We start from the raw sequence: 13,818 nt of genomic DNA on the forward strand, positions 1-13,818 counted from the left end.
TATTGCTGGCTGCATTGTATCCGATGAATTTAACTCAAAAGGAATTAAGGCTATTTTATTTTGATAACAATTTAACATTAAAAACGCAACAAACTATAATATACTCTCATGATGTCGGTATTTCTACCTACAGCACTACCTCACTAATACTGGCCCTCTGCTCCGCTGACGCTGCTGCTCACGCGTCCGTTCTATCGCTGTTCAACAAGGCCCTCAAGCGCGGCAAGAGCGGTTACAAATTCGCGTGTGCGTCGTTCAAGAGTTGCAAGTGCCGCACTGTTTCTGCTTGTTCGATCTGGATCTGGTCAATTTTCTCCTGCAATTGCCGGATGCCGCCGACTGTCTGATTGCGCTTTTTGTCGCGAACCTGTGGCTGTGAGCACCGGGCACTGTACGTCTGAAGTCCCTCCGGCCACGCTGCATCGCTCCTACGTGTTCGGATTTGGCGGATAGTTATGACCTTTTGTAATTTACGGCATCTCGGTGGAAAGCCTTCCACACCGCAAACAAGTGTGAGAATTACCATACGTTATGCAAAGCTAAGTCGTTATTTCTTGTTGCAGCACAAACTGGTGTAATGCCCCTCCCATGAACCAAGCTGCTTTTAAGGGAGAATCCTTCCGGTTTTTACCAGCCTGCTGATGCACGCATTGCGGGGTCTTCCAGCCAAGCGCCGAGTGCAGGTGGGTGGTGTTAAAAAGTTCTATCCAGTTAGAAAGCGCGTGGGCAGATGCTCAAGGCTGAACCATTCGCGCAACCCAAAGAGTTCTTCCTTAATCGTACGCATTGTCCGTTCAGTATCCGCGTTTCCTTTGGGATTGCCATAGCTGGTGAATGCTTGGGAGATGCCTAGTATCGCGCATTCACGCATAAAACCTGTCCTGTCGACTGGCAGTCGTTATCACTCATCAGGCTCAAGCCCTGTCCTCTGACGCCTTCGGGGAAGTGCGCTTGAATGCCCATACCCAAGGCTTGCAACCACTCATGACTTCGACTTTGGTAGCCAGCATGATGGCCAACGATCTTATTAAAAAACCAGTCTACCATCAGAACAACGAACACCCAGCCGCTTTCCGTCATGACCTTGGTCATATCAATGCCCACTACTAGCAGGGGCGTACAGGACGCAACTTGCTTCCAGTGGAGTACGCTTTGCTCGCAAGGCTGCTCTCCTAACTCACAAGCCATGCAGACGCATCAGGCGTTCTACACGTTTGGCGTTGACGGTCATGCCGTTTTTATGCCGAAGGGCATTAATGGGGGCAGTATAAAAACCACCCTACTCAAGCAGATGTTCGCTGACTTAAGTTTGTAAAAACAGTTTGTTGAGGGATGTTATCTAAAAACTCTAAGGATGGCCGAGAAGCGAGAGTTCGTCTGCCTTGTTCACGAAGACCACAGGCTGAACATCACAAGGACTTGCCGCGTGACGTGACAGCATGCTGAGGCATGTTATCAAACAAAGACTTCATGCTGCCCCTTTGCAGGAACGAATACGCCATGATCTGGTCGAAAAAATCCATGCTACGCTCGGCTGCTTTTATATGTCAAAAGTCAGACGCTTCAAACTGATTATCGGCAATTCCCCATAACGTATTGGTCATGCAAGCGAAGGCGAAGGCGAATCTGGCGCGGGGGTGAGCTACTGCCTTGCAGAAGGGATATGTCCTGCCTCGGCAGTGGGTTGGGAGGGGTAGTCCCGTTGGATCATAAGAAAAATTTGCACAAAACCCTACCCCACATGATCAAAACAAAAAAATTGGGTTTCCTAAATAAAACGAGAAAGTTTTTTAGATATCTGAAACTGTTGCCATGGCTCTTTTTATGGGAAAAAGTATTTATAGCCGCTTCACTCCACTTAAGCTGAAAGCAGTATCTGTTTTTCGGCATAATGATTGCAAAGGAGGTCTCTACACAAAATGTCAGAATAAATTGCCCCCCAGCAAAGTGTTTCATTGAAAAGCGAATGCCTCTGACAAGGGAGCGCGAGCATGAAATGAAGCAGACACACTTGGGAGCAACTCATTGGATAGCGGCTCGAAATTCGGCGACAATGCAATGGATGCATGGACATTTGAGCATTGTGTGTAGATTGAGTTTATTTGTCCGGGAACGCCCAAGGGTAATGGACATATTGAAAGCGTTAACGGAACATTCAGGGATAAGTGCTTAAGTCAGAATGTGTTTCTATTGCGCACGATACCTGAAGAACTGTTGAAATCTGGCAGCAGGATTATAACCAACGGCATCCGCACAGTTTGATGGGCTGGATAATACTGGAAGAATTTCATGAGAAGAATATTACCTGTAATCCAATGGGAACTACCAGATTAAAAGTGGTATACACAGTTTGGTTAGATCAATAGTTACACAATGTTGAATACCCCAAAAAAAGTTAGTAAATGGTATAACGGAACTACTGTATTGACAGTTCGTTCCTAACTGCTTATCTAGTTGGAAAACATTTAGTGATAGCTTTCGAGCATCACGGGGGAGGCGCCTGCTCCCCCCTTTCTACCATGAGAGCCTTTCCCCTTAAATTCAGGAAAACGGCTCTGGCCAGTCTTACTGGTCTGCAAGAACTTCTTGCAATACCCAATCACCGATCTGGACCAACTTGGTCATGTTGTTACGTTAGCCGTGCGTGCGTGGCATGCTGTTTATGCTAACTAATATTAGGAATAATTATGAATACCATTAATAATAATCGACCTCAAAGCGGACAGCATATTGCAGTAAACACTACTGCTGATGCCAAATACACTCTTGATTTTCCCTATGATTTCGCGACTTTTTTGCGAGTGGGCAATGATTTGGTCTTCATTTTTAACGATGCAGCCAGCATATACTTGACGGATTTTAATACCAACTACAACAGCGATACCGTGCCTAGATTCGAGGTTGGCGGCAAACTGATTTCTGGCACGAAATTTTTTGCCGCTCTTGCCCCTGAACTGGCTCCCGCTACTTGCCCTACAACTATAGAGCGCGGTTCCCATTACAACGAGCACGGCACTTCTGAATTAGTTGATGGCATAGGTCTTTTGGATGGGCTGGTTTGTGGACTGCAGGAAGGAAGAACAACTTCTGGAGCGCCGCTGGTTTCCCAGCCTTTTTTCTCCACATCCATTTGATATACTAGCTTGTCGTGTAAACGACGATGGCTATTTTTCGAATTTGCTACTTTGAGGAAAGTCTTATGTCAGACGTTATCATACCCCGGCCAGCGCCCGACCAACGCCTTGCCCAGGAGGCACCCGCTGACGCCACATTTTTGCTCAGTTTTGATCCGAGCCAGGCTACCCTCCAACGCGATGGTAATGACCTCGTCTTTGGTTTTGACAATGGCGAAACAGTAATCAGCGATTTTTATACTCGCTACAATAAAGACAATATTCCCCAGTTTCAGGTAGACGGGCAGACTGTATCCGGTACGGAATTTTTCAACGCTTTTGCTCCAGACCTGATACCTGCTGCCGGGCCTGCCGTAGTGACACGCTCCTCCCGATACTCCGAACAAGGGACTTCCGAACTTGCCTCTGGCGTAGACCACCTTACTGGTCTGGATCTTATACAAGAAGGTCAGGCTCTCCCTGAGGACTCTCTGGGGGCAAACTCAGCCATGGCAGATACCACAGACTTCCTTGAGACGGACGCTGACGCGGACGCCGACGCGGATGCCGATGCCGATGCTGATGCCGACGCCGATGCGGATGCTGACGCGGACGCCGACGCGGATGCCGATGCTGATGCCGACGCGGATGCGGACGCCGATGCCGATGCTGACGCGGATGCCGATGCTGATGCCGATGCTGATGCCGATGCCGACGCCGATGCCGATGCCGACGCGGACGCCGACGCGGATGCCGATGCGGACGCCGACGCTGATGCCGATGCTGATGCCGACGCGGATGCTGACGCTGATGCCGATGCTGATGCCGATGCTGATGCTGACGCCGATGCTGACGCGGATGCTGATGCCGACGCGGATGCTGATGCCGACGCTGATGCGGACTGCGACTCCGATGGAGATATTGACCCCACGGGCATTGACGATGACGTCATCACCCTCAGCAACGATAACATGCTCTACGGCAATGTCATTTATGGCGACAGCGTGACTTCAGCCAGCAAATGGACAGGCGGAGAAGGCAACCAAGTATATAATGACAACAACGCTTCCAGCTCCAAAATTTACATCGGTGGGAAAAACCAAAAAGATTCCAGCTATTGGGGTAATGATACAATTACCCTAAAGAGCGCTCGTGTTGATTCCAACACAGTAGTCGGTGGACAGGGATCTGACAAAATAATTTTTGAATCTTCCCTGGCAGGTGGGCTGCTTTTTGCTTACGCCAATACTATTTATGGCGATGAGCATGATCTGACCAACGGTATGGTGGCTGGTGATGACCAAATCATCATCCGCGGGAACTCTCAAGGCAACACCATCTATGGCGACGGCAGAATTTCCTACAGCACCACCGCAAACCCGGTGAAACTTGGCAACGACTTGGTACGGATAGACGGCGACTCAAGGGGAGAAAGCTTCTACGGAGACGTCTATGACGCGCAGGCGGGTACCATCAGCGGTGACGATACCTTCTGTGTGGGCGGAAATTCCCAGGGCAGCAGTCTCTACGGTGACGCCTATTATCTGAGAGACAATACCAGGGGCGGCGATGACCAGATTCGCATAGCCGGCAACTCAACGGGCGAAACCATCTATGGTGATGCCTTCGCCGCCGGAGCCAATGTGATAATGGGCAACGACACCATATGGATAGGCGGAAACTCTTCGGGCAATACCATTCGAGGCGATTCCGAATCAAGCGGATCAGACACCACATACGGCAATGACAAGATCACCGTCGTCGGCACTGTATATGGCGGCTCGCTGTATGCCGACTCGGTAAGCACCGGTGCAAGAGCAAAGCTGGGTAACGATACCATTACGGTGGGTGGTATTGAAGGAACTACAACATCGAGAGACTCGGCTATCGTTTCTGGCGATGTGTATTCATCCGGAGATAGTGCGATATTTGGTGACGACATCATCCAGGTAAACGGCAATGTGACAAACGCCACCATTTATGGCGATGGCTACACTGGCGGTCTTAACTCCGTTTTCGGTAACGACACCATCAAAATTGATGGCACAGTCACCAATTCGTTGATTGTTGGCGATATTACCCTGGCTGGCTCGTCGTCGCAAAGCTTTGGTCATGACTATATTGAGGTGAACAGGTTTGCCAGCGGCGCAATCTATGGAGATTCAGCCAACGGAGGATCCGCCACAGCCGGAAACGATACCATCGTAATACATGATCTTGTCGGCAACGGTGCAAAAGTTATTGACGGAGGCAAAGGCGGCAACGACCTGTTCATTTACAACAATGATAAGGGGCATACCATCAGCCTTGCCGACAACGGCACCGTATCCATAGACGGCGACAGCAAGTACAACAATACCTCGATTACTAACTTCGAGAGCATAGGCGGTGGGTCGGGAGATGATATCATCATCGGTAATATCTACGACAACATCCTGATTGGCGGCGCGGGTAACGATATCCTTTACGGTGGTGGCGGCTCAGACACCTTTGTGTGGAGAATTGAAGACCTCGTCGCAGGTAAAAACTTTGTGGACACCATCAAGGACTTCTCGCTGAGCTGCAAGATTGACCTTTCGGCAGTGGGGCTGACATCCATTGATGACCTGTTCTACGAGTTTACCAGTAATGGCGACCTGAGCCTGAGCTTCTCCGCCGGTGGCGGCACGCAAACGGTGATCATCAATAATGCCGCTTCAACCCTTGCCGGGTATGGCAGCGATGCCGACTCGGTAATCTCAGCCATGATTGAAAGTGAAATGCTCAAACTGGACAACGGCTAGCTTCAAAAAGCCACATGCAACAGGGGTCGTGAATAGTTACGGCCCCTGTTGCTCTTTAAAGCAGATGAACTTTGAAAATGTACATTTTCAAAGTTCAAGACACGCCAGTTTTGGCACTTAACAGCGCAAATAAAGGCGCTGCTGTCTTCATCCGTAAGCCCTTCAGGCAACGGCTGAAGCTGCGCTTATGCCTTCACTGCGAGTGCTTGCTCCCGCAGGCACCAGAACAATTTCAAAGTGAAATTGCTCTAATATGGGTTGATAAAAAACTATATTGTCCGATTCATGTATTCTTTGTAATCTGCCACAGAGCATACGTCTTGGTCTGGCAAGCCCGCCAAACTTCCCACCGTTCAGGAGACAAGCCCAAGCCGTAGACGGCGATACAATAACGCAAGATATTCCGTTATTCGTTTATTGCGTCGATGGCTTGTCCTTTGCGCAGTACTGAAACAGCATTACGCCGAAGCCCGCACCGAATACCAGGAACAACAAAACCGGTTACGTAACGCGGCCTTCCGAAAAAAACACCTCAAGAGGGAAGATGGGCAAGCAAAATATGCATGAAATGCTTCGGCGTGGTAGATCTATTCATTCAGAGCTGCGACTCTTATTTCAACCGGCGGCAACACTGGTTCTTGCCTTTTGCCTTCTGCTTTCCTCCGCCGCAGCCGCCGGGCAGGATGATGGCATTTTACTGCCCAGGGGGTACGGCAAATACAGCATCTTCCAGCAAGGCATATTTCGCATAAAATTTATGCGGGAAGGTGAAGACGCCGTGCCGCTGGAAGACACAAACAATAGCGGTTGCCCCGATTATGTAGAAAACGTGGCAAAGCAGCTTATGGTCGCCTACCATTTGTTTTGCATAGTGGGCGGGTTCCCGTCGCCGCTGGATTCACCCCGCTATAAAGGGACAAAATATATTGATGTGACCATACGTGGTAACGCGGCCATGCGGGGGCTTAACGGTGTGGCCTATGATGCAACCAGTCTCAGACCTGACCCGAAAAATGTTGACGCCACGCTGGCGGATCGTGATCTGCCAAGGGTTCCCGTTCTTGTCATAGGCCTCAATAACAAGGTTGATCCCAAAAGAAACCCGACTCCGGCACACGAATTTTTTCACCAGATACAAAATGGCATGGCCTATTCCAAAAATCCATGGTTCTATGAGGGGATGGCAGCCTTTTCTGAAGACGCCTTCAGGCTGCGACAAGGCGCATCGGCCTTGGATAACAAGACCCGGCAAGCCACTGCGCAAGAATTCCCCCCGCGTGAAAAGCGACAAATGGGCGAACCCACAGCCGACAGCGCCCGAAGTACGCTCAAGGCCATTGTTCATGACCCGCAGTACCGCGCCAGCGTGTTCAAAAGCTCTTACAGTGCGGCAAAAAGCGTGTGGCGGCCGCTGGGGAACCTTTGCCCCGATGCGGGATTTGTGCTTTCCGAGCGGGATCCCATATTCAGCTATTCATACAGCGACGGCACCCCCGTACTGCAAAATGGCAATATGGCGGGCTTTAACCTGATGCGACGCACCCTTGAAAAACTTGGAAAATTTGAAACCATACCTTTTTTACGCTTTAATTACCAGAAATGGACAGAGGTAAATCAGCGCCGTCCGGAAAATAACGACGCCATTGTTGAAGCCCTTGTGAACGCCGCTGCGGAATTATGCCCGCAATGACAGGCAAACTGTATGCCTGTCCATCCACGCTGTTGTTCCTGTTGACGCTTGTACTCGTGGGCTTTGCCTTTTCTCTCTGTTCACCCGGAGAAAAAAACTGTTATCATGGCGTGCATGGCGGCGAACAGATGGTTTTTGCATACTCGAATGCGGCATCTTCCATTTGCACCGCACAATCTCAGACCCCCCAGAAGTTTTTACAACAGTGACGCCATATCCAGGGAGTAAGCTCATGCCCCCCATATCAGCCTTGCCTCAACTGCCCGCCCCCTTCGCCTACCCCCCGGAGGGAGCCGACCAGAGCGCCATGCATGTACTGCCTGACTCGCTGGCTCACTGGAGCAGGGATGAACTTGTCGCCGCCACAGGCGGGCAATGGATTGTACGGCCGCCTTCCTGCTGGCATGCCAACGGCGTGGCCATCACCCCCAACCGCGTAAGGCCGGGCGTGCTCTTGTGCCACGCGCCGGGCTGGTTTCCACTGCCGGTTTTGCGGTCGCTAACCAGAGTGGCCGCAGGCATCATCTGCCAGGACGGCAGCAACCTTGGGCATCTGGGGCTGCCCATTCTGGAAGTCGCCGATATGGGCAACGCGCTGGCCGATCTTGCACGGCATGCGCGCAACCACTTTAGCGGAAAGGTCATTGCCCTCACCGGTTCTGTTGGTAAAACCGGCACGAGTTACCTGCTGGGCAAGGTACTGTCCGGCTTCGGCCAGGCGGAACACACCCTCGCGTCGGGCAACAGCCCGCGCGCCAATGCCTGCCTGCTTGCTTCCATCTCGCGGGATATTCCCTTCTGGATTGCGGAAGTGGCCCTGAACGATCCGGCGAGAATTTCATCTTTCACGCGGCCGCACATTGCCATTGTGCTGGCGATCAGCGCGGCGCACCTGGTATACTGGAAAGACACCCACCAGGTGGCCTTGCGCAAAAGCGCCATTTTTTCAGGCATGGACGCTGGCGGGCATGCTATCCTTAATCGTGACATGCTGGAATATGAAACGGTTGCGGCCGAAGCCGAAAAAAAAGGCTTGAATATCGTAGCGTATGGAAAGCACGCCAGCGCCCGTTTTCGTCTTTTGGAATACGCCGAAGGCAAGGCCACAGTCAGTATTGACGGCGCGACGCACCGCTTTGCCTGCGCATTGCCCCCGCACCTGCAAACCAACATGCTGGCGATTCTGGCGACGGTGCAAACCCTCGGCTATCCTGTCGAGCAATGTTTCGCAGCACTGGAAGATCCCGATCTGCTACCCGGTCGCGGAAGGCGGCATCGCATTTTTGTGGAAAACAAACATATCACGGTTATTGACGACTCGTACAATGCCAACCCCGACTCCATGCGCGCAGCCCTGCAGGGGCTTTGTTTCGCCGCCGCCAGCCCTGGTTCCAGGGTGGCCATTCTCGGCGACATTGCCGAACTGGGCAACAGCGAGGTGGAAAAGCATCTTGAGCTCACACTGCCCATAAAAGAGGCCGCGCCCGACCGCCTTCTGCTCTGCGGGCCACTCATGCGCCACGTATGGAACACGCTTGCTGGCGGCATAAAGGGCAAATGGTTCGCCACTCCGGAAGAACTGCGGGCGGAACTGACAACGTGGCTGCAAGACGGTGATACCGTCATGTTCAAGAGCTCCGGGCACAAGCTGACCAGTACCGTGATGCACCTGTTAAGTCAGCACCGCCTTTTTGATTCCGCAAAGCAGGATCCGCATGCCTCGACAGCGGCTGTCGCCATTGGCGGCAACATCAATCTGGGGCGCAGAATGCACATTGAATGCGGCAACAATGGATATGCCCGCGCCCTTGGAGCCGTCAGCGCTCTGCACAAGGCGGATGCGGCCCTGGCCACGCTTAACTGCGTGGCGGCCATGCAGGGACAGCCCAAGGTAGACAAGGGGGTCGTCGCCCCCACATATTTCAGGGCACGGCCTGAACAGCTGGAAATTTTGCGTCAGGCCGGGATCCGCATGGTGGCCACAGCCAATTATCATAGCGGCGACTATGGCCGGGAAGCCCTGTGCGAACAGTTACGGCATCTGGACGCCATGGGTATCCAGCACGCGGGCAGCGGGGCCAGTGTGCGGGAAGCCGGCAGCCCCGCATACGTTCAGGTACGCCACTACACCATGGCTGTTTTTTCCGTGGACAGCACCATGCCGGTTTTTGCGGCCGACCCGCAAACGGCGGGCAACTGGCATCTGCCCCTGTGCAACCCGGACCTGTGGTATAAAGAAACCTGCCCGCGAATCGCCCAAGCCAGAAAAACCGCCCACACGGTGATTTTTGTCATACACGGCAATATCAACACCCAGAGCGGCCCCGGCAAAATACACAGGGGCATAGCGCACGCGGTCATAAATGCCGGAGCCGACGCCGTCTTTTTCGCTTCTCCGCAAACCTGCCCCGCTCTTGAAACGTATAATGAGCGCCCCATAATTTACGGCGCGGGCGATCTGCTTACCGATGTTCTGCAAGAGCGGTTTAGCGACTGCGGGCTGTTTACCCTTACCCTTTCGCCAGAGGGGATAAGCAAGGTGCGCTTTCTTCCCCTGCTGTCGGGTGGCGGACGCACGGTTCCCGCCGAAGGCGAAGACGCTGCCAGAGGGGTGGCCTTTTTTGCCGAACGGAGCCGTCAGCTTGGAACAGAGGTCATACAACACAGTGACACCGCAGGCGTAGACCTATGGCCGCAACGCCGCAGCGCCCTGCCCCTGAACGCCGCAACCTTCACGTCAGCAGGCCCGGCACCGGCACCATCGCCTGAAAATCGCCCACGACCGGAATGGATCATGCGCGAAATTGACCTGCCGGCCCACCTCTCGCTTACCCCGCCGCTCCCCCTCGGGCCGCTGATGCTACGCGGCTGCTGGGTACCGTCGTCAAGCAGACAGATGCGACAGCGGCAAATACTCTGGCTTGAAACATACTGGAGTATCAGGGAAAAAATCGATGACAACCTCCTGCTGGACATTACGGTCGGTCCACGGGAAGGAAACCCCACACCGCGTTTTGGCGAGGGCATGCGGCATGACCCGTGCGACTGGATGTGGCCTACCAACAGATGGGAACCGGGAATCGTCTACAAGGATGTTTTTGGTCTGCTGCCACCGGCGCCCGCCCTGCTTCACAATGCGGAATTGGCCATCCGCGTGCGCGTGCTGCGCCAGGGGAAGGTGCTGGGTACGCGTGTGCTGCCCTTGCACATCTCCCTGACGCTCGACTCCTGAACAATGAGCCCTGGCCGTATTGAGAGATCCCTCCTTTTTGCGGCGAGGCTTCAAATCCGTGGCGCCGACGTATCGGCGCGGGCGCATCATGTCATGGCTACAGGCGGCACGGTGCGCCGGGATCCCACGGTATCCGTGTTTTTTCTGAATGCCGCAAACGGGGCGGAAGACCTGATATCCAGAATCTTCCGCCCCGTTTGCGGCATTTCATAATATCCTCTCCTCAGACTCCACAAATGGATGGGGACGGCCTCACCCTGTGGTCTACGTTCCCTCGTCTTTTCTGAAACGCGTGCCCATGGAGCGGGCGTCTTCAGGCGCGGCCCACAAGGGCTCGCCAGCATCAAGCATTTCTCCATACGCGGCGAGGCCGGACAGATAGTGCTGCGTGTCGTCAATGCGGGTACGGAACGCGTGATGCCGGATAAAAAAGGCCCCCGTAATGCGGTCGGGATTTTTATAGAACATGGCCAGTTCCGGCCAGAAAAAGCCGTTGAGCAGATAGTGCGCGCGGTAGTGCAGCGCACGGCGAAACTTGTCCATATCCATCAGGTCGACAAGGTGGTCTTGGCGCATCCGCTGCGCTTTTGTAAGCATTTTTTGCGCAGCCATCATAAGTTCAAGCAGCGTGGGGTAGGTTGTTTCACGCTGTAAAATAAAATCAAGATATTGCAAACAGTTATTGATACCAAACGAAAAATATCGCTCATCGGGAATAAAAGCATACATTTCGTTGGCTGCATAGCTGAGCCAGTGGTCGTGGGCCTGGGCATGCTTTCTGCTGCTCAAAAAATAGTCAAAGGCCTTGCGGGCAATGCTCAGCCAACGTGGATTGTTATCCTGGGCATAAAGCCGTAGAAGGCCGAAAACAGCCTCACCGTCATAATAGATGATACGAAATTCGTTTTTTACCGCCAGGGTTTCGCTGTCGAGAACATGTGTAAAAACGCCGGATTCGGCATTCTGTAAAAAGGCTATTCCCTCGGCAAGCAGCTCCATAAGTTCACAAAATTCTTGCGAACCAGTCAATTCACGATGCTTGGCATAGGCAAGCAGTACGGCCCCGTTGGCCCCAAGCTTGATTTCTCCGGTAGTCGCGTCCACCAAAAAAGCCACGCGTCGCCCCGGTTCCGGCTCGTATTCCCTTATCTGGCTTGCAGCCAGATATTTCAGACTGCGCATTGCAGGCTCCAGCAAGGATCTGTCACCGGTGAAGTTGACCACATCCAGAAGCGAATAAACGGAACTGGCGTGGCGCAAACTGTTGTATGACGCTATCTCCCTGTCGAAACAGGGGAAATATCCATACACGAATTTTCCGTCGGGTAAAATCTGACGGCAAAGCCACTGGCTGCCCATGCCCACGACCTGTCTGAGAAATTCGGGAGTCAGCCGGGGGATTTTCCTGTGCCCGGTGTACAGGCCGCTGCTCAGGGAATCCGCGACATGCGGCAATGGCCCCGGCAGAGGAACAAGAGTGCCATCCGGCCCGCAGTACGCTCCGCCCGTGCTGACAAGCCATACCGGCGTATGGGGAGAGCTGGGCGGAACAACGGTGGCCGCAAAGCGCGCGGCAGCGTAGCGCGCGAAGTTGCCGGGGTTGAACCGGCCAACAAACACGTCCGCCCCGCCGTAAAAAATAGCATTGGCATGACATTCCATTTCGGTCAGCAAATGGGTCAGTTTGGCGTCAAAGGCAAGCCCAAAACGGAAGTAGGTGCGCTTGACAGCAGCCAGACGTTTCTGAAACTCATCCCAGGTTACGCTGGCGCTTGATTCCACCCAATCCACACGCAAATGCCGCCCTATAAGCTTGTCCCGCTCCATACGGTTCTGGATGCGGATAAGACCAAGCCGCCAGGCCTCGTCAAAAGTCGGCGCCGAAACATGCCGCACAGTTGCGCGTGCCGTGCCGTCCGAAACGGAAAAAACCAGCGTGCACCCCGGTTCACCCGAAAAAACCGGGCAGCGCGAGCCCGCGTACTCTTTCAAAAGGGCAAACCGCTCTTTTACAGTCATAATCGTTTCCCCCGGCCGGTATATCCTTCTTCTTTAGAAAGAGCAGGCTTTACAACTCGCTCACATTCATAATGCATCCGCCGTCTCCCCGCGAATCCTGGCCTATTCACTTTCAGTGAATCGAGATTTCCGCACGGCCTCCTTCTTGATGCCAGTTTGCCAGCAATCTCGATCATTCGCAGAGCCTACTCTAGGGGATGGTTACAGTCTTGTCCATTTTTCTGAAAGCAGCGGTAAGCAAGGCATCATGATCGACAGAAATCCTGAAGATTTTGCACAACAAAAGCACGCTGTGGTATATCCAATGCGATGGTTTCATTTGTCTTCAAGCAGTTGTTCAACGGGGATCATGCGGTCGCAGACGAGGCTTTCCGGCAAGTATACCATACTACATTGTGGACACCGGGGCACCTCGGCGGAAAATGTGTGCCTGAGAGAGCTGAAATTGGTTTTTACTTGCTGAAGCAGCACGTTGCAGACGTGGCATATGAGATTGTCAGACAGGTCTGCTTTTCCGTAGACAAGGTTCTGGAAAATATCCGGGGCGTGAACTCTGCGGTTACAGCCTTTTCGGCGTTGGGGGGGCACCAGCTCTGTCTTTCCCTCATGCGGCATGGGCAAAAGGTGCCGCAGGCCTTTGACATCAATGCTTCTGAAGGAACGGGAGAAAAAGAAAAAGCAGCGCCAAAACAGGGGGTTAAATGTCCCTTTTTAGGATGGAATACAGCCTTTTGTTCTGCGGTTTTTTTGCCCTGTCTTTAGCAGGTAATATCCCAGCACCTTACAGCGGAATTCTGGCGGTTAAATCGGGACAACAAAAGAGCGTGACCGCTGTGCCATGCTCCCCTATTTTTTAGGTTGTGTCTACACGAGTTTTTGGTTATAAGAGAGCACCATATGCGGAGGGTGCTTTCATGAAAAACGTACAGCGGCGACACGACTTATCCGATGAAGCTTGGGCTCTCCTGGAACCCCACCTGC

General features: G+C 52.9%; 10 protein-coding genes. 5 read left to right on the forward strand and 5 right to left on the reverse strand.

Going from position 1 to position 13,818, the window contains the following annotated elements; translation table 11 throughout:
* Positions 1-703: 703 nt before the first annotated feature.
* Both BCS36_RS08560 and BCS36_RS08565 read right to left on the reverse strand, forming a co-directional pair.
* Positions 704-871, reverse strand: a complete 168-nt coding sequence (locus tag BCS36_RS08560; RefSeq protein WP_291302486.1) for a hypothetical protein — start codon at positions 869-871, stop codon at positions 704-706.
* Positions 850-1,092, reverse strand: coding sequence for a hypothetical protein (locus BCS36_RS08565; protein ID WP_291302487.1), 243 nt, complete (start codon positions 1,090-1,092; stop codon positions 850-852). The genes BCS36_RS08560 and BCS36_RS08565 overlap by 22 nt, the downstream gene beginning before the upstream one ends.
* 1,008 nt (positions 1,093-2,100) lie before the next feature.
* Here BCS36_RS08565 and BCS36_RS14165 point away from each other — a divergent pair.
* The 5 genes from BCS36_RS14165 (at position 2,101) to BCS36_RS08585 (ending at position 10,818) form a co-directional block, all read left to right on the forward strand.
* Positions 2,101-2,262, forward strand: a complete 162-nt coding sequence (locus BCS36_RS14165; RefSeq protein ID WP_367209336.1) for an integrase core domain-containing protein — start codon at positions 2,101-2,103, stop codon at positions 2,260-2,262.
* A 425-nt stretch (positions 2,263-2,687) separates the two neighbouring features.
* Entirely contained in the window at positions 2,688-3,134 is a 447-nt protein-coding gene (locus BCS36_RS08570; protein WP_291302488.1) for a hypothetical protein, read from the forward strand.
* A gap of 65 nt (positions 3,135-3,199) precedes the next feature.
* Entirely contained in the window at positions 3,200-5,896 is a 2,697-nt protein-coding gene (locus BCS36_RS08575) for a calcium-binding protein (RefSeq protein WP_291302489.1), read from the forward strand.
* A gap of 757 nt (positions 5,897-6,653) precedes the next feature.
* The gene (locus BCS36_RS08580) at positions 6,654-7,586 is read left to right on the forward strand and encodes a hypothetical protein (protein WP_291302490.1); all 933 of its coding nucleotides are present in this window, start codon (positions 6,654-6,656) and stop codon (positions 7,584-7,586) included.
* Between the two features lie 232 nt (positions 7,587-7,818).
* Positions 7,819-10,818, forward strand: coding sequence for a CapA family protein (locus BCS36_RS08585; RefSeq protein ID WP_291302491.1), 3,000 nt, complete (start codon positions 7,819-7,821; stop codon positions 10,816-10,818).
* A gap of 264 nt (positions 10,819-11,082) precedes the next feature.
* Here BCS36_RS08585 and BCS36_RS08590 read toward each other — a convergent pair whose 3' ends face one another.
* The 3 genes from BCS36_RS08590 to BCS36_RS14175 all read right to left on the reverse strand — a co-directional run bounded on the left by BCS36_RS08590 (position 11,083) and on the right by BCS36_RS14175 (position 13,452).
* Positions 11,083-12,837, reverse strand: coding sequence for a hypothetical protein (locus tag BCS36_RS08590; protein ID WP_291302492.1), 1,755 nt, complete (start codon positions 12,835-12,837; stop codon positions 11,083-11,085).
* A 190-nt stretch (positions 12,838-13,027) separates the two neighbouring features.
* Positions 13,028-13,156 (reverse strand): hypothetical protein, encoded by a 129-nt coding sequence (locus tag BCS36_RS14170; protein WP_367209334.1) that lies wholly within the window; start codon positions 13,154-13,156, stop codon positions 13,028-13,030.
* Entirely contained in the window at positions 13,153-13,452 is a 300-nt protein-coding gene (locus tag BCS36_RS14175) for a DVU_1557 family redox protein (RefSeq protein WP_367209338.1), read from the reverse strand. Before BCS36_RS14175 ends, BCS36_RS14170 begins: the two co-directional genes overlap by 4 nt.
* Positions 13,453-13,818 lie beyond the last annotated feature (366 nt).

The sequence above is a fragment of the Desulfovibrio sp. MES5 genome (assembly GCF_002237645.1).
Taxonomy (GTDB): Bacteria; Desulfobacterota; Desulfovibrionia; order Desulfovibrionales; family Desulfovibrionaceae; genus Desulfovibrio.

Excerpts from the sequence above, each read along its gene's own strand:
- BCS36_RS08580 (WP_291302490.1), top strand. The coding sequence starts at position 6,654 with ATGCGGGAAGGTGAAGACGCCGTGCCGCTGGAAGACACAAACAATAGC.
- BCS36_RS08590 (WP_291302492.1), bottom strand. The coding sequence starts at position 12,837 with ATGACTGTAAAAGAGCGGTTTGCCCTTTTGAAAGAGTACGCGGGCTCG.
- BCS36_RS14170 (WP_367209334.1), bottom strand. The coding sequence starts at position 13,156 with ATGAAACCATCGCATTGGATATACCACAGCGTGCTTTTGTTGTGCAAA.
- BCS36_RS08585 (WP_291302491.1), top strand. The coding sequence starts at position 7,819 with ATGCCCCCCATATCAGCCTTGCCTCAACTGCCCGCCCCCTTCGCCTAC.
- BCS36_RS08560 (WP_291302486.1), bottom strand. The coding sequence starts at position 871 with ATGCGTGAATGCGCGATACTAGGCATCTCCCAAGCATTCACCAGCTAT.
- BCS36_RS08570 (WP_291302488.1), top strand. The coding sequence starts at position 2,688 with ATGAATACCATTAATAATAATCGACCTCAAAGCGGACAGCATATTGCA.
- BCS36_RS08565 (WP_291302487.1), bottom strand. The coding sequence starts at position 1,092 with ATGACCAAGGTCATGACGGAAAGCGGCTGGGTGTTCGTTGTTCTGATG.
- BCS36_RS08575 (WP_291302489.1), top strand. The coding sequence starts at position 3,200 with ATGTCAGACGTTATCATACCCCGGCCAGCGCCCGACCAACGCCTTGCC.
- BCS36_RS14175 (WP_367209338.1), bottom strand. The coding sequence starts at position 13,452 with ATGCCGCATGAGGGAAAGACAGAGCTGGTGCCCCCCCAACGCCGAAAA.